This window comes from Candidatus Sphingomonas colombiensis, from assembly GCA_029202845.1.
GTDB classification, from domain to species: Bacteria; Pseudomonadota; Alphaproteobacteria; order Sphingomonadales; family Sphingomonadaceae; genus Sphingomonas; species Sphingomonas colombiensis.
In genome coordinates this window covers 2,770,999-2,790,459 of record CP119315.1, presented here as the reverse complement: position 1 = coordinate 2,790,459, position 19,461 = coordinate 2,770,999, and the positions used below count along the sequence as shown (strand labels likewise).

The 19,461-nt window shown below is 63.0% G+C and carries 17 protein-coding genes; 4 read left to right on the top strand and 13 right to left on the bottom strand.

Annotated elements, in window-relative coordinates:
- Nucleotides 1–7: 7 nt before the first annotated feature.
- From P0Y64_13435 to P0Y64_13405, 7 genes are all read right to left on the bottom strand, one after another.
- Nucleotides 8–1,567 (bottom strand): AMP-binding protein, encoded by a 1,560-nt coding sequence (locus P0Y64_13435; protein WEK42386.1) that lies wholly within the window; start codon nt 1,565–1,567, stop codon nt 8–10.
- Nucleotides 1,564–2,235, bottom strand: a complete 672-nt coding sequence (locus tag P0Y64_13430; GenBank protein WEK42385.1) for a hypothetical protein — start codon at nt 2,233–2,235, stop codon at nt 1,564–1,566. The genes P0Y64_13435 and P0Y64_13430 overlap by 4 nt, the downstream gene beginning before the upstream one ends.
- Nucleotides 2,236–2,237: 2 nt before the next feature.
- Nucleotides 2,238–3,539, bottom strand: coding sequence for a hypothetical protein (locus tag P0Y64_13425; GenBank protein ID WEK42384.1), 1,302 nt, complete (start codon nt 3,537–3,539; stop codon nt 2,238–2,240).
- Nucleotides 3,536–3,970, bottom strand: coding sequence for an OB-fold domain-containing protein (locus P0Y64_13420; GenBank protein ID WEK42383.1), 435 nt, complete (start codon nt 3,968–3,970; stop codon nt 3,536–3,538). The genes P0Y64_13425 and P0Y64_13420 overlap by 4 nt, the downstream gene beginning before the upstream one ends.
- On the bottom strand, nt 3,970–5,181 hold the full coding sequence (locus tag P0Y64_13415; GenBank protein WEK42382.1) for a thiolase: 1,212 nt from the start codon (nt 5,179–5,181) through the stop codon (nt 3,970–3,972). The genes P0Y64_13420 and P0Y64_13415 overlap by 1 nt, the downstream gene beginning before the upstream one ends.
- A 71-nt stretch (nt 5,182–5,252) precedes the next feature.
- Nucleotides 5,253–6,461, bottom strand: coding sequence for an alpha/beta fold hydrolase (locus P0Y64_13410; protein ID WEK42381.1), 1,209 nt, complete (start codon nt 6,459–6,461; stop codon nt 5,253–5,255).
- Nucleotides 6,458–7,132, bottom strand: coding sequence for a GntR family transcriptional regulator (locus tag P0Y64_13405; protein ID WEK42380.1), 675 nt, complete (start codon nt 7,130–7,132; stop codon nt 6,458–6,460). The genes P0Y64_13410 and P0Y64_13405 overlap by 4 nt, the downstream gene beginning before the upstream one ends.
- 107 nt (nt 7,133–7,239) lie before the next feature.
- Here P0Y64_13405 and P0Y64_13400 point away from each other — a divergent pair, with 107 nt between their 5' ends.
- A complete protein-coding gene (locus tag P0Y64_13400) occupies nt 7,240–8,373 on the top strand; it encodes an amidohydrolase family protein (GenBank protein WEK42379.1) in 1,134 nt (377 codons plus the stop codon).
- Here the strand turns inward: P0Y64_13400 and P0Y64_13395 are convergent.
- From P0Y64_13395 to P0Y64_13370, 6 genes are all read right to left on the bottom strand, one after another.
- Nucleotides 8,352–9,608, bottom strand: coding sequence for an MFS transporter (locus tag P0Y64_13395; protein WEK42378.1), 1,257 nt, complete (start codon nt 9,606–9,608; stop codon nt 8,352–8,354). The genes P0Y64_13400 and P0Y64_13395 overlap by 22 nt on opposite strands.
- Nucleotides 9,609–9,612: 4 nt before the next feature.
- Nucleotides 9,613–10,656, bottom strand: a complete 1,044-nt coding sequence (locus P0Y64_13390) for a DUF2889 domain-containing protein (protein WEK42377.1) — start codon at nt 10,654–10,656, stop codon at nt 9,613–9,615.
- Nucleotides 10,657–10,658: 2 nt separating this feature from the next.
- Nucleotides 10,659–11,708: a hypothetical protein gene (locus P0Y64_13385; protein ID WEK42376.1), complete on the bottom strand. Its 1,050-nt coding sequence runs from the start codon at nt 11,706–11,708 to the stop codon at nt 10,659–10,661.
- A 116-nt stretch (nt 11,709–11,824) separates the two neighbouring features.
- Complete coding sequence (locus P0Y64_13380) at nt 11,825–12,607, bottom strand: FCD domain-containing protein (GenBank protein ID WEK42375.1); 783 nt, start codon at nt 12,605–12,607, stop codon at nt 11,825–11,827.
- Nucleotides 12,608–12,736: 129 nt separating this feature from the next.
- A complete protein-coding gene (locus tag P0Y64_13375; protein ID WEK42374.1) occupies nt 12,737–14,911 on the bottom strand; it encodes a TonB-dependent receptor in 2,175 nt (724 codons plus the stop codon).
- A gap of 239 nt (nt 14,912–15,150) precedes the next feature.
- A complete protein-coding gene (locus P0Y64_13370) occupies nt 15,151–15,702 on the bottom strand; it encodes a TetR family transcriptional regulator (protein ID WEK42373.1) in 552 nt (183 codons plus the stop codon).
- A 77-nt stretch (nt 15,703–15,779) separates the two neighbouring features.
- Between P0Y64_13370 and P0Y64_13365 the strand changes: the two genes are divergently transcribed.
- The 3 genes from P0Y64_13365 (at nt 15,780) to P0Y64_13355 (ending at nt 19,379) form a co-directional block, all read left to right on the top strand.
- The gene (locus P0Y64_13365) at nt 15,780–16,982 is read left to right on the top strand and encodes a cytochrome P450 (GenBank protein ID WEK42372.1); all 1,203 of its coding nucleotides are present in this window, start codon (nt 15,780–15,782) and stop codon (nt 16,980–16,982) included.
- Entirely contained in the window at nt 16,979–18,430 is a 1,452-nt protein-coding gene (locus P0Y64_13360) for an aldehyde dehydrogenase family protein (GenBank protein ID WEK42371.1), read from the top strand. The genes P0Y64_13365 and P0Y64_13360 overlap by 4 nt, the downstream gene beginning before the upstream one ends.
- A gap of 172 nt (nt 18,431–18,602) precedes the next feature.
- Nucleotides 18,603–19,379, top strand: coding sequence for an SDR family oxidoreductase (locus P0Y64_13355; protein WEK42370.1), 777 nt, complete (start codon nt 18,603–18,605; stop codon nt 19,377–19,379).
- The last annotated feature ends 82 nt before the right edge of the window (nt 19,380–19,461 follow it).

Genomic DNA, 19,461 nt, shown 5'->3' with positions numbered 1-19,461 from the left:
CCCCGTATCAACCGACCTTGGGGTAGCCGCCCCCGCCATAAGCCGTATCGACAGCTGCGCGGTCTACAAACCCGGCTGCCGTGCGCGGCAGGCTATCGGCGAATTCGACGATTTTCGGTTTCTTGTAGCTCGCCATCCGCTCGCGGCAATGCGCGATGAACGATTCCGCATCGTGCGCGGTATCGGGCTTGCGCACGATGATAGCCTTGATGTTCTGATCCCAGGTCGGATCGGGCACGCCGATCACGCACACGTCCGCGACGCCTTCGTGACCACGCAGGCAATTTTCGACCTCCGCAGGATAGACGTTCTCGATGCCGGTCTTGATCATCGCCGTCTTCGGCCCGACGAAGATCAGACTACCATCGGGCGCGCGCCGACCGAGATCGTTGGTACGATGCCAGCCGTTTACCACCCGGCGAGCGTTCTCCTCCGGTCGATTCCAATAGCCGCACATCACCAGCGGGCCGCGTGCACAAATCTCGCCGGCTTCTCCGTGCGGGACTTCCTCCCCGTCATCATCGGCGATCATGAACTGGACGAAAGGCACTGCGCGCCCCGCACCGGTTCCCCCCATCCACAGGACCGACGACAAGCCACCGATTTCGGTCTGCCCATACCCACCCATCTTCTTCATCGACGGCGCATGGGCGGGCATCACCAGCGGGATCCGATAATCGCTCATCTGCGGATCGGCGAACAACGAGGAGACATCATAGCGTCCATCGGCATTGGCCGCGCGCATCTGCGCGATCGTCGGGGGTGCGATGAAGGCATGAGTGACACGGTTCGCGGCGATGCTCTCGAGCAGTTCAGCCGGATCGACGCGCGCGACGAACACATTCCGGCCGCCCGCGAGAAACGTCCCCAGCGTCCCCATCATCACGCCGACATGGAACATCGGCCCCGAAACGAGATAAGCGCTATCCTCATTGATAGCCTGCCCCATCATGCCCTGCCACGACATGATGATCAGCGATTCATGGCTCAGCAGCGCCGCACCGGGTCGCCCGGAAAAGCCGGCGGTGTAAACGGCCAGCAGCGGTGTCGATGTTTCAACCGGGTCGAAATCGGCGGCGACATCGGCGGCTGCCATCAGCGCCTCATATTCGTCCTCGCCCGGGCAACCATCGTGGCAAATCCAATTGCCGTTCGGGCTGGTCCAGCCGGCGCGCGCGGCGCGCATGTTGGTGCCAACCTCCGCCTCTTGCCAGAAGACGACCTTGGGATCGAAATCGTCGAGTGCGAAGGCGATTTCCTCGACCGACCAGCGCCAGTTCGCCGGGCAGAAGATCGCGCCGACACGCGCCGATGCCAGCAACGCTTCCAGCACCCGGAAGCTATTCTGCCCGAGCCACAAAATCCGGTCGCCCTTCACCACCCCTTTGGCGCGAAGAACGCCTGCGAGGCGGTTCACCCGCTCGTGGAATTCGGCATAGGTGAAGCGGTGATCGCCATCGATAACCGCCGGCATCGTCGGGCGGCTGCGCGCTTGTTCGTGGAGCAGATCGCCCAGGCCGTAAGGATGGACCGACGCATAGGGCGCGAGCGCGGCGTGCTGCGTCATGCTGCGCCATCCAGCACAATAGTCAGGTCGCGTGCGCCACAGGCGCATGGCATCGACGACACCTTGCCGGCAACGCCGGTATCCACTCGATCGAGTGGCGTGATGCGCGGCATTCGCGACGAAATCGTCAATGTCGGGTCACCCTCGAGCGTCCAGTCGCGTGAGGGATAATGAAGCCCTCCATTGGCACACTCGAACGCGATCGTTGGCCCCAGTATGACAATCCGCCGCAGATCGATGCCATCGATACGTGACAGGCTTTCGACCGCGTCAGGCCGCGCCCAGACGACGCGCCCGGCAAATACCTTCGCGGGATCGTGCCCGAACATCTTGAGGCCTTCGAGCGTCGCCTGGCCTACGCCAAATATACCGACCGGCTCGAACTGACGGCAAATTGCTTCGACGCGCCCCGCGTCGAACATGCTCGCCTCCGCATTGGTGCCGTAATGGCCGGTAATCTGGATCGCCTTTTCGAACGCAGCGAATTGCACCACCTCGCCGACCGACGAAACCGTGAGGATCACACTGCCTGGCGCGAAGAAGAACGACTGGATCAACCGCGCCATCCCGACCGCCTGCCGTTCCAGTTCGTCGAACCGCGCGGGAAAGAATTCTGGTTTGTCGTCAACATAATAGCAGCCGACGACATCTGGACGTTGCTGAGTCATGGTTATGCCTTCGTCACCCGGGGAATTTTGTGAGGGGGGCCGAGCTTGAGAAGCTCCTGCTCATCGATCAGTTCGATCGCGAGCGGAACGCCGAGCGCAGTTGCAATCTGATCGTGAAGGCGCAGGCGCAATGCATTCTCGGTACAGCCCAGCCGCGCGGTGTCGTAGCCGACGCGCAGGCGCAGCGTATCCATCTCGCGGTCTGTACGGACGATCTGGAACAGCGCGCCCCGTGTCTCGCTATGGATTTCGACCAATCCCATGATCTCGCGCGGCAGGATCGAGCGGCCCTCGACAAGAATCTGGTCGCTCGCGCGGCCAAGAACCTTGAACCGCGCATGATTACGACCGCAGCCGCAAGGGCGACGGTCAATAATCGCCAGATCACCAGTCGCGTAGCGGATCAGTGGGGTCATCCGATCGATCAGCGTCGTGACAACCAGCTCGCCGATCTGCCCGTCCGGCACCGGTTCACGCGTAACCGGGTCGATCGCCTCGATGAAGGCGATATCCTCATAGGCGTGGAAGCCATCGTGCATCCGACACTCGGTCGCGCCCGCGACATCGCCGAGACTGGTCGTTTCGAACATCTCGAAACCCCAACTCTCGGTCAGCGCTTTCAGCCTGCCGGAAAGCGGCTCACCGCCGAAGATCGCGCCCTTGTAGCTCGAGAACACGTCACGGGGATCGACCCCGGTCTTCTCGAAATACCCCTCGAGCATCAGCAGCACCGGGGTAGAACACATCGACCAGACCGTAGGGCGGAAACGCAGCGAGCCATCAACCGCACGCGCGACTTCCTCCGGCGCGATCGAGTAACAGATTTCGGCAATGCCGAGCTGCGCGTTCCCGCGCCGGCGATGCCCTCCCCGAAAGGTAAACAACATGTGGGTAAGGAAATCACCCGGCCGCGCGCCGATGTGCCAAATATCGCGCGAATAGCCCACCTCGCTCGGCGCGACGATCCAGTTTGGCACAGGCGTCGGATCGCCGGTCGTACCGCTGGTCGTGCCGATCGACATGGTTTCGCCGGGCAGCAGCTTGCCCATCCCGCCGGAGGGATCGTTGTGCGCGTCGCGAAAGCGCCGCACATCGTCCTTGTCGATCAACGGTACCTTCGCCACAAAGTCCGCCATCGACTTGATCGCCGAGGGCGTGACACCGGCCGCGTCCCATTGCTGGCGGATCAGCGGCGCATTCTCGAAAGCATGCCGCGTGATCGCCGCCAGCGCCGCCTCCTGATGCGCATCGAGCTCCGCGCGGGTCGCCTGCTCGATCGGTTCGAGTACTTCAGGATATGTCATGCCGGCACCTTCCGGAAGTTTGGCAATACCCAACCGTCGGCGATCGGCGTCCATTCGACCGCCACCTTCATGCCGATCGAAACGTCTTCCGCATCGCAGCCGGTTACGTTGGCATTGAGGCGCGCGCCCGGCGCCCCATCGAGATCGACGACCACGGGGACATAGACATAATCCTCGCCGGTCTTCGGATTCTTGTTGCAGATCGCGAAGCTGAAGACGGTGGCCGTTCCGCTAAGCGTCGGCCACTTCTTTTCAGTTGACTGGCATTCCGGGCAGTAAGGCGACGGTGGCATACGAAACGCACCGCATGCGCCGCACTGGCACGCAGTTAACCGACGCTCCTTCGCCGACTCCCAGAACGGCTCGGTATCGGGGTTGGTGGTAATGCGGATATCGTCGCCCGGTAACAGGCGTGCGGGGCCGTAAGTCATCATGCCCTCCTGAGAACCATGCCGCTGACCGGCAGAGACGCCGGTCCACCGCTAACCAGCGCGAATTCGGCGTCATCGACTTGATTGATCGCGGTGCCGCGCACCTGCTCGACCCCTTCCACGATGTGGGTCATGCCAATGATATAAGCTTCGTTGAGATTGCCGCCGTGGGTGTTGACCGGCACGCCGCCGTTGACCCCGCGCCCGCCATCATAGCGCACCTTGCCGGCGAGGACGTAGTCGTTGCCCTCACCCTTGGCGCAGAAGCCATAATCCTCAAGCTGCATGAGGACCATCGGCGAGAAATGATCGTAGAGAAGCGCGACATCCATGTCCGCGGCGCTGAGCCCGGTCTGCTCCCACAGCCGGTCACCAACCCACTTGTGGCCGGACGAGGCGAATTCCGGATCGGGCATCCCCATCCAGGCGAAGGCCCGCCCCCAACGCCGCGTCCCCCCGTGCGCGCAACCGTGAACCAGCGCGGGCGGATGGCGACAATCGCGCGCGCGTTCGGCCGTCGTTGTGATCACTGCTACCGCGCCGTCGGTTTCGAGACAAAAATCCAGCCGTCGCAGGGGATCGGCCAGCATCGGCGATGCCTCATAATCCTCTTTCGTCAACGGCGCCTTGCGCACCGCCTTGGGACGGTTCGCGGTGTTGGCGCGCGTCGCCATGACGATCTCACCGAACGCATCCTGCGTGGTGCCGTAAAGATGCATATGGCGCCGCGCGAGCACGCTCATCAGATGACCGGGACCGACCAGCCCCGACGGCTGGAGGAAGCTATTCTCGGGATTGGGCGCGCTCGCCCCGAACACGACGCCCAAGCGATGCTGCGGCAATTGCTGCAACGCCATCAGCGTGACCGTGTAGGTGCAATCCTCGTTCATCAGCCCGGCGGTGGCGAGCCCGATCGCGCCAGGACACCCCCCTCCCCCGCTCGTCAGCGAGGCAGAGAATCCCACATGCGGAATCCCCAGCGTCTCCATGAGCGAAGCCGTATCGAATTTGTCGAGATACCCCGCGCCCGCGCCGGAATAATAAGCGATGCCGTCGATCTGACGCACACTGATGCCGGCGTCGGCGCATGCCTTGAGGATCGCCTCCCCGGCCATGTCATTGATCGTGCGCGGCCAGCTCTTGCCACGAACATAATAGTCCGTCGCCCCGACCCCCACGATCGCACACTTGTCCTGATTTACCCAGACCAAGGCGACCTCTCCTATCCGATTCTACGTATATAACTAGGTTAGTTATTGTGCTCGGCGGCGCTTGTCCAGCCTCAAGCGAAATGCAGCCGGCGATATTTGCCGCGGAAATAAAGTAATGGGTCGCGGCGCGGCTCGAATGTTGCGCGTGTGACGTGACCGACGAGGATGAAATGGTCGCCGCCCTCGTGCACTGCATGGCGGGTACATTCGAACGCCGAGAGCGATCCTGCGAGAACCGGCGCGCCATTCTCTCCGCCTGTCCAGTCGGTCGCGGCGAAACGATCCTCGCCCTTGCCCGCGAAGCGGTTCGACGCGGGTTGCTGGCCGATCTGCAATACGTTTACGCAGAACCGATCCGCAACACGCAGTGCCGGCGCGCTGCCCGCGCCGTTGGCGATGCAGACGAGCAGCAACGGCGGATCAAGACTAACCGAGGTAAAGCTGTTTGCGGTCAGCCCGATCGGCGTGCCATCCGGCGCGATCGCGGTGACCACCGTCACTCCGGTCGCGAAACACCCGAGTGCATCGCGCAAGGTTCGTGCGTCCGATCCCTGCCGAAACTCGGGCGCGGCGCGTGGCAGGCGGCGCTCGAGAAAGTCGAGCAGCAGCGCGTTGAACTGATCCGTGCGATCTGCCGTGACGAGCAACCTTGCCGCATCGACTTCGGCATATTCGCAATCCGCGATCCGGGCCGCAAAGGCGCTGGCCTGCGTCGGGGTGTCGAGATCACTCGAAGCACCACGCACGAACAGCACCGGCACGCGGATCGCGTCGGCGGCATCAGCGAGAAGAGCTGGCATGGCGCCTGCGTCGATCTGTTCCAGCGCACACGGATCCCAATCGCCCGCCACCCCACGCAACCGCTCGGCCACGGCACGCGATGCCGCTGGGTCGATGTCCGGCGGCAGGTCGGCGAGTACGAGGCCCGACGCCAGTGTCGCAGCATCACCCGCCAGCGCAACCATCGCCACCCAGCCGCCGAGCGACGCGGCGACTACCACCGGGCGCGACTCAAGCTGCGCCAGCACGGCTCGCAGGTCCGCGACATAGGCTTCCAGATCATAGCGCTGGTCGGCTGGCCGCGCGCTATCGCCGTGTCCGCGCAAATCTAGGTTAATGACCCGCCGCCCCGCTGCGACCAGCGCGGTCGCGACGTCACGCCAAACCGCACGCGTCTGGCCAGCGCCGTGCACCAGCAGCACGGCGGGCGCATCGGGATCGCCCTGCGTGTCCGCGACCAGCCGGAGGCCGCCGAAACCGATGAATGCGCGCGTCGTCAACGCGCTCCCTCTCGCGCCAGCCAGCCCGTGATCAAATCAGCGCGACGGCGGATCATCAACCGTGCAATCTCGGCGTCTCCCGAGAGCACCGCGTCGACCAAATCGCGCTGCAACCCGCGCGCGCGGGCGCGATCCTCCGCGCCCTGATAAAAGCGGAGGTGATGTTCTTCGCGCCCGAAGGTGTAACCGATTTCGATGAACAGCTCCGCGGCAGGATTGCCGCTCATCCGCGCAAGCAGCCGCGCGAGATCGGTTTCGGAACGGATCATCGCCGCCACCGTATCGGCGGCGTCTATCCGATCACGGAAAGCAGCCAACTCGTCACGGGGCACGGGATCGGTCGAACGCGCCGCCAGCACCGCGACCTCTTCGGCGATCAACCGCGTGACCGCGTGGACATCGGCGATCGTCGCACCGTTGAGACGGAGATAGCGCGCAGGCGCGCGGATCACATCGGTCGCGTCCGGGCGAGCAGCGTAGAAGCCGCCGCGTATCCCGCGCCGAATTTGCAACAGCCGATCGGACTCGACGATCTTGGCCGCCTGCCGCAGCGTAGGCCGGCTGACGCCGAGCCGTTCGATCAATTCGTCTTCCGCGCCGAGATGTTCCCCCGGCGCCGATCCCAAGCTCAGTTCAGCAAGCGCGTTGGCGGTATCCGTTACGAGCGTCATGCCACGAAACGATACCTATTTAGCGAAATTGTCAAGGATATCGGCGCCCCATCTTGCACAAACCCCCTAAATCAGATACCTGTTTAACCAGGTAGAGGAGAATCGCGATGTTGATGAAGCCTTACATCTTCAGTGCCGACAGCCACATCATGGAGCCGCCGACCATCTTCCTCGATGGTCTCCCCGCGAGTTTGAAGAAGCATGCGATCCATTCGCGCCGCGAGGGTGAGTTCCTGCTCACCGGCACCGAGGAAAAGGTGATCTATCGCCTCCGCGTCGGCAAACATCGCGAGAAGGAACTGGGCGACGCCGAGCGCAAGGGCGCCCGCGAACTGCCGGGCCGGTTCGAGGATATGGAGATCGAGGGCATCGATGCCGAGATCATGTTCCCGAGCCTCGGCTTGTGGCTCTATTGCCTGGACGATCCGGAAGCCGAAGCGGCATCGGCGCGCATCTATAACGACTGGAACAACGGCTTTCTGGGCGGTCACAAAGACCGTTTCGTCCGTTGCGGCATGCTCCCGGTACGCGACCTTTCGAACACGCTCGCGGAGTTGAAATATCTCCACTCGCTCGGCGTCAGCGCCGCGATGCTGCCGGCGGCGATGCAGCCGGGATTACCCAAGTATAATGACGAAGCATGGGATCCGGTGTTCAAGCTGGCGGGCGAGCTTGGCATCGTATTCGTGATGCACACCGGCACCGGCCTGGAAACGGTGGTGCAGGAACGCGGCCCCGGCGCGGCGATCGTCAACTACACGCTCCAGATGAACGATGCGATCGAATCAGCGATGTATCTGGTCGCCGGCGGCGTGCTCGATCGCAATCCGGCCGCCCGCGTCGCCTTCATCGAATCCGGTGCAAGCTGGCTCATCGCCCTTGCCGAACGGCTCGACGAAGTACGCGAGGCGCATGCCAATTTCGTCTTCCCGAAACTCTCGCGCCTGCCGAGCGAGATCATCGACGATCAGGTCTGGGCCAGCTTCCAGCACGATCGCGGCTGCATCCTCACCTCAACGCTCAAAGGCGGCAAGAACGTGATGTGGGGATCGGATTACCCCCACAACGAGGGCACGTTCCCGATCAGCCGCCCGATCACCATCGAATTGTTCGACGGACTGGATGTCTCGCGCGAGCAACAGGAGAATATTCTCGGCCTCAATGCCGCCCGACTGTTTGGCATTGAGCCCAAGGTTCAAACCGATCCGGTATGGGCGCGTCAGCCGGCCGACGCTGCCTGAGCGGCCAATGGGCGGGCCGTTGCGCCCGCCCGCCAACCGGCCAATCCGCCAACCAGCAAGCCGACGGAAATCACCGCCAGCGAATAACGCAGCGACGCCGCGCCATAGCCCGCGAACAGATCACTGAGCGCCCCGACCAGAAAGCCACCTAACCCGGTGCCGGCGATGCCAATGAACATATTGATCGTGGCCGCCGTCATCGCGCGCATCGACGTCGGCATCTGCGCGAAGGCGAGTGCGATCGTCGGGCCGAGATAGAGTGTCATCAGGAACTTCATGACCAGGAAGCTCGCCAGCGCAACGTAACGATCATCCGCCAGCGCGAAGAGCAACGCGAACGGAAACGACAACAACAAGCTGGCGCCTGCAAGGCGGCCGTTGAAGCGCGGATTGTCCTTTCCGAACCGATCGCCGAGCCAACCGGCGACGAGGTTGCCGCTGACCAGTCCGACAAGCGTGACGCCCCCAAGCCAGAACCCCGTCTCCGCGATCGAAAGCCCGTGGACGCGCTGAAAAAATGCCGGCGACCACAGCAGATAACCCATTCCCGTCATCGGCACCGCCGCCACACTCACGCCGATCCAGCGCAGCGATGGCGCCGCGGCCATCACGCGGAACACGGCCAGCGAACCGAGCGGCGTAGCGCCCTCACCGCCGCCGGCCCGCCTAGGCTCCGCCGCGAAAAGCCAGACGGCGGCCCCGATTGCGATCCCCGGCAATCCGACGATGAAAAACACCTCCCGCCAGCCAAACATCGTCGACAACCAGCCGCCGAGCATGAGGCCGCCCGACAACCCCAGCGAACTTGCGGCAAGGATTGCCGACAGCACCATGACGCGCCGCGCGGGCGGGAAAACATCGGTGACGAGCGACTGGCCGGCGGGGCCCGCTCCCGCCTCCCCCGCCGCCAGCCCGATCCGGGCGAGCGCCATCTGCCAGAAGTTCGTCGCAAGCCCGCACGCGGCGGTGGCGAGGCTCCACACGACGACGCAGAACGCGATGACGCGCGGGCGATCGCCATGATCGGCGTAACGCGCAATCGGAAATGCCGCGAGCGCGTAGAATAAAGCGAAAGTCAGGCCGGTGAGCAGACCCAGCGCCCGGTCGGACAGCGACAGATCGCGCTTGATCGCATCCATGAACAGGGTGAACACTTGCCGGTCGACATAACTGAGCGCCGCCACAACCAGAACAAGCGCCAGCGTTCCCCACCGACGGGCAAAGGTCACATCCATCTTGTCACTCCAGTTGGTGGGCGAGCGCCGGAACGTCGGCAAGCGAACGAAGCACATCGTTCAGGTGTGTGCAGCCAAGGGTTCCGGCGAGCGTGGACAACACATCGGCACGAAAGTCCGCGACATGATGCCCGATCATCCGCGCAACATTGGCGACCGCGCCAGGGCATTCGCGATAAGGCAGGATGCGTGGATCGGCATCGATCGACACCAGCGTCATCGCGGCCGCGTCGATCACCGCGCACACACGATATTCGTGAACCGCGACGCGGCCGCCGCCGGGCGCCGCGCCGCTGTCCTGAAAGCCGAGATCGGCGTGGAGTGTCTCTCCATCGCGCCATAGATCGAGCCGGCGGGCACGGCGCATGCCGGGCGCACCACCCTGAAGCGTCATCAAATGCCAGCCATTGGGGTCAGCCGGGTTTTCGAGCGCGCCGACCTCGCACGCGCTTTGCGTCGCATGGTTGGCACCGCCGTCCACGCCAAGCGCGCTCGATCCCGGTGCGAAGCCGGTGCATACACCGACCATCTGCCCGCCACGCCCGGAATTGGCCTTCGCCCCACTCCGTTGAAGCTCGGCGCCCCAATCGGTGACCCAGCGTGACCACACCCAGCCGGCGACGAGACTTGCGCCGGCGAAGTCGTCGAGCAACTGAAAGGCGATGGAACCGCGCAGCTCGCCCAGCGCCTGGTTGAGCGTCGTCCGGCTGGCGCCTCCCGCTCGCACGCCGAGCAATTGATCGAGTCCCGCGATCGCCGGCGTACTGGTGATCGCGAGAATCTCACGCCGGATGCTCGCGGTGATCACGATTTCCGCCGCATCGAGCACGCGGGCTTCGTGAGCGGCACCCGTCGCCAGATCGCGACCCCGCGCCACCATCCGCATCGGCTGGCCGAATCCTTCCGGCCAGACGGTGTCGATCGTTGTGGTGCGGCGGATCGACGATGGCCGCCGTTCGGGCGATGGGCCCGACGGACGCCTGGGCGCCGCCTCGGCTAAAACCTGCACGGGATGGGACAAGTTTTCAGCCGCGCCATATTCGCGCACGGTTACTCTTCATCTGCATGATGATCCTTCCAGGTCGCGACCCAATCGCCAAAGTGCGCGATACGCTGCCACAGCAATGCGCGCGTGCCCGCGAAATTGTGCATGTGCCCCATATGCGGGCAAACGAAGAGATCCACCGACGGGGCCGAGCGATAAGCACGTGGCTCGCCCGCCGGATCGGCGCAAACATCCCGCTCTCCCATCGCCACGAGCACCGGCACGCCGACGACGGCCGCCTCAACCGCGACGATGCCGGGCGTAAGGCATGTTTGAGCGACCGCACCGGGGGTGGTCAGCGAATTCCAGGGATTGCACGCTACCCCGGACTGGGTGACGGGATCGTGGATATTGCGGTTGAAATGCGCGAGATCACCCTCAATCACTTCGGGTGATACATCGTCATAGTGAAATCCCCACGCCATCGCATCGCCGGCAGCGCGTCCCGAAACATTTTGTGCCAATGCCGCCAGATTGAGCGGCCGCGCGTTTGTCAACGTGTCTCGCGCGAACCAGGGCGCGATGATCGGCGGCTCGCCAGGTCGAACCGGCGGATGGGTATGGATCGCGCTATACCCGAGGCTGGCGATTCCGTGATAGCTTCCATGCCGCCCCTGCTGGACGATGGTGAGGCACCCGCCCATCGACTGCCCGATGCCGATCACGACCGGATCGACGACCGGCGGATAGCCCGGGACAAGCGTTCCTTTGGCAAGACGATCACGCACGATTGCTTCCGCCGCCGCATTCGCGGCAGCGACAACCGTGAAGGTCAATTTTTCCGGCGCATGCAGGCTGCTGTCGCCGACGCCCAAATGATCGATCGCGACAAATATCCAGCCACGCGCGGCGTGCCAGTCGGCCTGCGCGCCGCTCGTCGGCCCAGGAAGATCACAGGTGTAATAGCCACGGGAATAGCCCCCGCCGGGCTTGGCGAAGCAGATGATCGGGCGCTCGGGCGGAGCCTCGGGCAGCACGGCCGTCAGCGCGATGTGCGCCGGTTCGCCGAGCGCCGCCACCTCGGTAACGTCGATCTTGAAATCGTGACGAATCATACCGCTAACACCGCCTCCCATGGTCCATCCTCTCGTTGAACCGAGGATAGATCACCTAGTTATACTAGTGAAGCAGTATTTTGAGGATCGCAGCGAACGCCGCGATCAGCGCGTCATCAGCTTCTCAGAGAATCGACGACGCGTTCAGCCTCTCCGCGCGCGGCCCAGGTCGCGTTTGCGTTGCGCAGGTGCAGGCGCCAATGGTCGATCGCTTCTTCCACCGCGCCCGCTTCGATGAGATCGATCAGCTTGATGTAGGAGCGCGGACCAATCGTCATCGACTTGCGATGTTCGGTAGCCGGGCGTGGATGGCGCTGGATATAGTCCGCCTGATGCGCGGCAATCAGCTGGTGCAGAAGCTGATTGATGAAAATGATCGTGTTGTTGCCGCTGAGTTCGATCAGGACACGGTGAAACTCTGAAACACCGGCGATGAAGTCGACGAACTTCTCCTCGCCCAGCATCTTCTCCAGCCGCGCCACTTCCTCCCGCAGCCGGGCGATCGCCTCAGGATCGCGGGCCAGCGCGAGGCGGCGGACGACATGCGGCTCGATCGCCAGCCGGGCATCGTACAGATCGGCGATGCTGGTCCCCTTCGATTGCAGGACATAACCCGCATAGCGCGAGACCAGATCGACCGATGGCTTATGAACCTTCGCCCCGGTGCGCGATCCGCGGACGACGCTGATCAGTGCTTCGGCCTCCAGGATGCGAAACGCTTCGCGCAACGTCGGTCGCGAGATGCCGAGCGTCGTCAATAATTGTCCTTCGGGGGGAAGATAATCGCCCTCCCGCAATTCGCCGCGCACGATCTGCCCCCGTATCTGATCAGCGACGAGCTCGGAGGTCTTGGGGACGCGGATGCGGTTGGAATAGGAAATGGTGTCGCTATTGCCCATCTTGATGGATCGATTCCGTGGCCGAAGATAGCTTCAGGCACTATCACTCCCGTCAACAATCACCAACCGACCCTCGACGATTCCGGTGGCCGTGTCTTTCACGGCCCACCGGAATCGTCGCCCAGAGGATCAGAAGCGAACGGTGCCCGTCACGCCATAGGTCGCCGGATCATTGCGAAGCGCCGAGACATATTCCTGGACAAACAAGGCGTGCGTAATGACGCGCTTGTCGAAGATGTTGCGCCCCCACACCGCCAGTTCAAACCGGTCGTCGGCAAATCCGATCGTTGCGCGCGCGTTGAGGAAGCCGGCCGCCGGCTTGGTCGTCGCCGCAACGACTTTCGCGGCTTCGGCAGGGGTATATCCCGCATAGGCAAGCGTACCGACCGAATCCGGCGCAGTGGCATAAGCCCCGATCCAATTGTAGTTGACGTTCAGGCCAAGCGAATTGCCTGCCAGCTTGGTGTGATAATCCGCACCGAGCGTGAACTGCTGCTTGGCGAGACCGTCGAAGCGAACCCCCAATGCAGCCTTGTCGACCCCGGTCGTCGCGCCCGCGACACCGATATATTTCGTATATTTCGGATCATTGTAGGAATAGGTTCCTGACAACACCAATCCTCGGGCGATCTCCGCATTCAACTCCGCTTCGCCGCCATAATTCCGGGCGTTAGCGTTCTCAACGATCGTCTGAACGACGCCACCGATGCTGGTGATCACCGAACGCTGCGCATTGTTGAGCGTGTTATGATAAGCGGAGAGGTTAAGCCTTACGCGACGATCGAAGAACTCGCTCTTCAGGCCAATTTCCTGCTCGTTGACGATCTCTGGCTTGAACGGAAGCGATACGATGCCCGCCGCGCGAAGCTGCTCGCCGCCTGCTCGGAAGCCGCGGCTTTGCTTGGCATAAAGCAGCACGTCGTCAGTCAATTTGTAGTCCACACCGACCGTGTATGACACGTTGCTGAAAGTGTCGGCGCGATGTTTGTTGCAGTCGATGGCGGGGGTCGTCCCCGCGGTTATGCACGCGATCGGCGCGAGATTGGCGACCAGTACAGCCGCGCTGCGCGTATCCACACGCTTGTCGTCGATGGAATAACGTATGCCGCCGGTGATTCCGAGCCGTGGGGTAACGTGCCAGGTCGCCTGTGTGTAGAAACCGACCGCGTCGGAATCGACGAGCCCGACAAAGCGGGTCGCGATCCTCGGCGCCGGAATCGACTGGGTATCGCTGTACGAATAGGAACGATCGTAGCCATCCTCATGCAGGAAGGTGACTCCGCTGGCGAAATCGAGCGCGTCGTTGAACAGCGTGCCGGTCAACTGCCCTTCGACCGACCATTGCCGGAGATTCTGGTCGAGTGTGGTAAGCGCGATCGGGGCGCTTGACCCGTCGAGGTCGAGCGCATTCATCCCTCTGACGCGGCGATAACCGCCGATAAGCTTTGCCTGTCCGAACGGCGTATCGACCGCCAATGTCGCGTTATACGTATATGTGCGCACCGACTGATACGGCACAGGGTCACTGCGGTACGGCGCCGCCGAGACGATCATCGTATCCACATTCGTTAGATTGGCCTGGATCTCGTTGGCCAGTCCGGGGAAACGCCCCTGCGCGCTGGGCGCGGCATAGGTGATAAAACGAGCGGTATCCTGATCGAACCGGAACCATTCGCCCGAAACGACCAGGCTGATGCCGTTGGTTGGCTCGAATTTCGCCTTCACGCGCCCGGTCAGGTTATCGCGATTGCCATATGTCTGCCCCGACGCTCGATCGGTGAGATAGCCATCGCGCTTATTGATCTGGATCGCGCCACGCACCGCGAACTTATCGCCCAGACCAAGGTTGAGCACCCCCGTCCCTACGCGCTCGTTGAAGCGGCCGTAGCTGCCCTGCACCATGCCGCTGATCTCATCCATCTTCGGATCATTGGTCTGGATCAGCATCGCGCCACCGGTGGTGTTGCGTCCGAACAATGTGCCTTGCGGACCTTTCAGCACCTGCACCGACTGCACGTCGAGCAGATCCGCGTTAAGACCATATTGCCGCGCCCAATAGACACCGTCGACATAGACGCCCACCGACGGATCGAGGGTTGCGAGGCTGTCGTTCTGGAACTGCCCGCGCAGCGCGAGCGCAACGGCCGAGGAGTTGTTGGGCGATTCACGCATCACGAAGCCCGGCGTGAAATTCGCGACGTCCTTGAACGATACCGCGTTCTGCTTCTGCAGCGTCTCACCCGAAAATGCGGTGATGGCGACCGGCACGTTCTGCTGGTTCTCAGCAACTTTTCGCGCTGTCACCACGACATCCGAAAGCCCCGTCGATCTGGCCTGCTCATCCTCGTGCAAAGCGGTGGGCGCAGTCTGCGCAACAGCCTGCGCTGCGTACAAGCCACCAGCCGCGGTCCCAAGTGCGAGCATCATACGAAAACTGCGCGCAAATTGCGCAGCGCCGAAAGAATCGACCATCAAGCCCTCCCCAAATGTTCGTCTAGTTATGCTATTTATATAACTAGGTCATCTAAGATGGGCAAGCTCGATTATTTCGGATCGGCGAGCGCGGTAGCAAAAGCTTCGCCGAGCCAGCGGCTCTGCCCTTCCTCCGATGCCTCGCCGAACGCGGCCAGTGGGTAGAGAATGCGATAGGTGAAGAAACCCGCGGCGATCGCGACGAGACGGCTCGCCTTGTCTCTGGCGTCCGCCCCGCCGAGGAACGCGGCCAGCGGATCAATGATGCGCGATTCGAGTTCGCTTTGCGCAACCCTTTGCGCGTCGGGATCTGCGGCGCCAAACATCATCATCGGCAGCGGGTTCGGTGAATCCACGCGCGAGGCGACAAACGCCGCGGCGAGTTTTTCGGCGAGGCCTTCACGACCCAGTGCGGTAATGATCGTGACATCAAGCGTTGCATCTATCGCCGCGCGGAACAGGCCGAGTTTCGAGCCAAAATAGCGGTTCACGAGCGCCTGATTGACGCCCGCCGCTTCGCATATCTGGCGCACCCCAGTGGCGGCATAGCCCACCGTGGAGAACGCCGTGATCGCCTCCCGAAGAATTTTCGCCCGTGTCGCCTCTGCATCACGCTGTGCCATCACCCGCCCCTTGCCGCTGACTTGACAGATAAGTCAACGGCTGTTTACTTTTCCTCAACCGGAGAGGATGTCCCCCCATGCCTAGCGAAGAAAAGGCAGATACGCGCGCGCCCGTTGTCGCGTTCGATTTCTATGCCGAACCAGCCCTGCTCGACGACGTTCATGCGCGCTATTGGGCGCTTAAGGAAACCGCGCCTCCGGTGTTCTGGACCCCGGCGAATGGTGGCCACTGGGTCGTGACCACGGCCGCCGGCGTGATCGAAGTCTGCCGGCATCCGGAGATATTCTCCAGCCGTTACCTTTCGATCCCGAAGAATGATTTCCAGCCCCATATGATACCCGAATCGCTCGATCCGCCCGAGCACCGGGCCTACCGCCAGTTGCTACGCCCGTATTTCGAGAAAGCCGCGATCGCGCCGCTCGAGGCGCGCATTGCAGATTGGACCGAATCGCTGATCGAGGGCGTGCGCGAAAACGATGGCTGCGAGTTCGTCGCGTCGATCGGTTCGCATCTGCCGATCAGCGTGTTTATGGAGCTTTTCGGCTTTCCGCTGGAGGAATTCGACGAGTTTCGCGATCTGGTCGTCGCTTTTTTCGATTTCCAGGGGAGCGCCGAGGCGCGCATGGGGTTGGCACTCCAGATCTACGGCAAGATCAACGCGCTCATCGATGCGCGCCGGACAGAGCCGCGCGAGGATCTGATGAGCCGCCTTCTGACGACGGAGTTCGAAGGGCGCACGCTCACCGACGATGAATTGCGATCGATCGGCTTCCTGATGTTCCTTGCCGGGCTCGATACGGTGGTGAACGCGATGTCGTTCGGGATGCGGCACCTCGCCGGCGATGCAGCGTTGCGCCAGCGGATGATCGACGATCCGGCGTGTATCCCCGATGCGGTCGAGGAATTGCTGCGGCGCTACGCTTTCGTCTCAATCCCGCGCTATGTCGCGCAGGACACCGAACTGCTTGGCGTTCAACTCAAGGCCGGCGACATGATCCTCGCCCCGCTCGCGATGGTTGGCTGGGATACGGCGATGAACGGTTGCCCGGCCGACGTGGATGTCGATCGCAAACCGTGCCGGCACGCCGCTTTCGGATCGGGCATTCACACCTGCCTTGGCCTGCATCTCGCGCGGCTCGAGTTGACGGTGTTCTATCGCCAATGGTTCGCGCGGATCGGCCACTTCCGTCTCGCCGAAAACGCCCCGCCGCCGCGCACGCGCGGCGGATCGGTTTATGCGCTCAATGCGCTCCACCTCGCATGGGATCATAGAAAATGACAACAAAAACCCCCAATGTCGCGCTGCATATCGGCGCCGAGGCGCTCGTCAGCGGGTCAGGCGGCACGCACGATCACGTCAATCCGGTATCGGGCAAAGTACAAGCGACCATCCCACTCGCCGGTACCGCTGAAATAGAGCGCGCCGTCGCCGCGGCAGAAGCGGTGCGCGAGGGCTGGCGTCGCACACCGCCCGAACTGCGGCGCGACATCCTGATCCGGCTCGCCGACCTGATGACGCAGCATCGCGCCGAATTCGCACATATGGCGGCACTGGACGGTGGCACCCCGCTGGTGGCCGGCGAACGCATGACCGACACCGCGATCGCCTGGGTGCGTTATTATGCCGGCTGGTGTGACAAATTGTCGGGCGAACTGATTTCGACCTTCGATACCCGCGGCGAGTTCGCTTACACCGCGCCCGAGCCTATTGGCATCGTCGGTATCATCATCACCTGGAACGGCCCGGTAATCAGCCTTGCGATGAAAGTCGCGCCCGCGCTGGCGGCCGGCAATTGCGTGATCGTCAAGCCAGCCGAAATCACCCCCTTCGCTCCCGAGCTCTTCATGCGGCTGGCGCGCGAGGCCGGTGTGCCCGACGGCGTCCTATCAATCATGCCCGGGACCGCGGAGGCGGGAGAAGCCCTGGTTCGCCACCCCAAGGTCGGCCTTATCAGCTTCACCGGCGGACCGATCACCGCTCGCAAAATCATGGCTGCGTGCGCCGAAGCGATCAAACCGAGCGTTATGGAGCTTGGCGGCAAGTCGGCCAGCCTGTTGTTTCCCGATTGCGATATCGACGCAGCCTGCCAGCGCGCCATCTTCTGGACGATCGGGGTTTTGTCGGGACAGGGATGCGCCCTGCCGACGCGGCTGCTGGTTCATGCCGACATCTACGACGCCGTGCTGGAAAAGCTGACCGCGATCGCTCGCCAGTTTACCGTCGGGGACCCACTGCAGGAGGGCGTGATGGTTGGCCCGCTGATCAATGCCGCCGCCGCCGATCGCGTGATGGGGATGTTCGATCGCGTCCGGGAAACTCGCTCGGGACGCTTCGTGCTGGGCGGCAATCGCTGCGGCGGCGCGCTGGCCGAAGGGAATTTCATCGAGCCGACGATCATCGCCGACGTCGATCCCGAAAGCGAGATAGCGCAGGTGGAGATTTTCGGCCCGGCGCTGGTGGTGATGAAATTCCACGACGAGGACGAAGCAGTCGCGATCGCCAACAACAGCGAATATGGGCTCGCCGCGTATATTCAGTCGGATAATCTGAAGCGGGTTCACCGGCTGGCGGAACGGCTCAACGCGGGCGGCGTGTATGTGAATGGTGCGGTGCAGATCAATCCGCACACACCGTTCGGCGGGATCGGCATCTCCGGCTTTGGCAAGGAGGGAGGTCGCGCCGGGATAGACGAATTTCTCCGCTACAAGACAGTCGCGATCGCATGAGCCCTCGCGTTCGCCCCATGCCGCCGCCCAAACCGCCGCTCGCCTTGGGCGATCGCGCGACAGGTCAGCTGCGGAGTGGCCTTCGCATATCCGTTCTGTCTGGACCGCTCATGCGCAGCAATCCGCGCGCGGCGCCGTTCGGCCGTCATCATCTCGCAACCGGAGTTAATCCATGACCTTTTCGCTCGATCAGTTCCGCCTTGATGGGAAGGTGGCGATCGTCACCGGTGCAGGTGGACGCGGCAATTCGATCGGCGCGGCCTATGCCAAGGGGTTAGCGGCGGCGGGCGCCAATGTCGTGGTCGCCGATCTCAACTTCGACGGCGCCAAGGCCGTCGCCGACGAGATCGGTGTGGCGGCGTTGCCGGTTCGCGTCGACATTGCCGACCGCGCGTCGGTAGATGCGATGACGGCAGCTACGGTGGAGCGGTTCGGCGGAGTCGACATCCTCGTCAACAACGCCGCCTTGATGGTGGAGGCGGTCGGCACACCGACGATCCAAACCACGACAGAGGCATGGGAACGGCTATTGTCGGTCAATCTCACCGGCGCGCTCCACTGTGCGCAAGCGGTGGTTCCCTCGATGATCGAGCGCGGCGGCGGGCGTATCGTCAACCAGCTTTCGGCCGGCGCCTTTCCCGCGCAAACCAGCTACGGCGTCAGCAAGGTCGCGCTGCTCGGCCTCACCACTACGCTCGCAACCGAACTGGGCCATAGCGGGATCGCGGTGAACGCGATCGCGCCTGGCATGACGATGAGCGATGCCGGGCGCGCGCTTACGCCGGCCGAAAGCCCCTATGTGCAAGCCGCCGAGGCGCGCGTGGTGATGCGCCCGCGCGGCAACCCGGACGAACTGGTCGGCGCATTGCTTCTGCTTGTTTCTCCAGCGGGAGCCTGGATCAGCGGACAGGTAATCAACGTGGATGGGGGCTTCATCCTGAGGAATTGACCCTGCGGAGAGCGTTCTCATCGAACGCGCGACCGTGACGAGTGAACCACATTCGCCCGGACCGATAACAAATCGGCCGGGC

Excerpts from the sequence above, each read along its gene's own strand:
- P0Y64_13435 (WEK42386.1), bottom strand. The coding sequence starts at position 1,567 with ATGACGCAGCACGCCGCGCTCGCGCCCTATGCGTCGGTCCATCCTTAC.
- P0Y64_13430 (WEK42385.1), bottom strand. The coding sequence starts at position 2,235 with ATGACTCAGCAACGTCCAGATGTCGTCGGCTGCTATTATGTTGACGAC.
- P0Y64_13425 (WEK42384.1), bottom strand. The coding sequence starts at position 3,539 with ATGACATATCCTGAAGTACTCGAACCGATCGAGCAGGCGACCCGCGCG.
- P0Y64_13420 (WEK42383.1), bottom strand. The coding sequence starts at position 3,970 with ATGACTTACGGCCCCGCACGCCTGTTACCGGGCGACGATATCCGCATT.
- P0Y64_13405 (WEK42380.1), bottom strand. The coding sequence starts at position 7,132 with ATGACGCTCGTAACGGATACCGCCAACGCGCTTGCTGAACTGAGCTTG.
- P0Y64_13400 (WEK42379.1), top strand. The coding sequence starts at position 7,240 with ATGTTGATGAAGCCTTACATCTTCAGTGCCGACAGCCACATCATGGAG.
- P0Y64_13395 (WEK42378.1), bottom strand. The coding sequence starts at position 9,608 with ATGGATGTGACCTTTGCCCGTCGGTGGGGAACGCTGGCGCTTGTTCTG.
- P0Y64_13385 (WEK42376.1), bottom strand. The coding sequence starts at position 11,708 with ATGATTCGTCACGATTTCAAGATCGACGTTACCGAGGTGGCGGCGCTC.
- P0Y64_13380 (WEK42375.1), bottom strand. The coding sequence starts at position 12,607 with ATGGGCAATAGCGACACCATTTCCTATTCCAACCGCATCCGCGTCCCC.
- P0Y64_13370 (WEK42373.1), bottom strand. The coding sequence starts at position 15,702 with ATGGCACAGCGTGATGCAGAGGCGACACGGGCGAAAATTCTTCGGGAG.
- P0Y64_13365 (WEK42372.1), top strand. The coding sequence starts at position 15,780 with ATGCCTAGCGAAGAAAAGGCAGATACGCGCGCGCCCGTTGTCGCGTTC.
- P0Y64_13360 (WEK42371.1), top strand. The coding sequence starts at position 16,979 with ATGACAACAAAAACCCCCAATGTCGCGCTGCATATCGGCGCCGAGGCG.
- P0Y64_13355 (WEK42370.1), top strand. The coding sequence starts at position 18,603 with ATGACCTTTTCGCTCGATCAGTTCCGCCTTGATGGGAAGGTGGCGATC.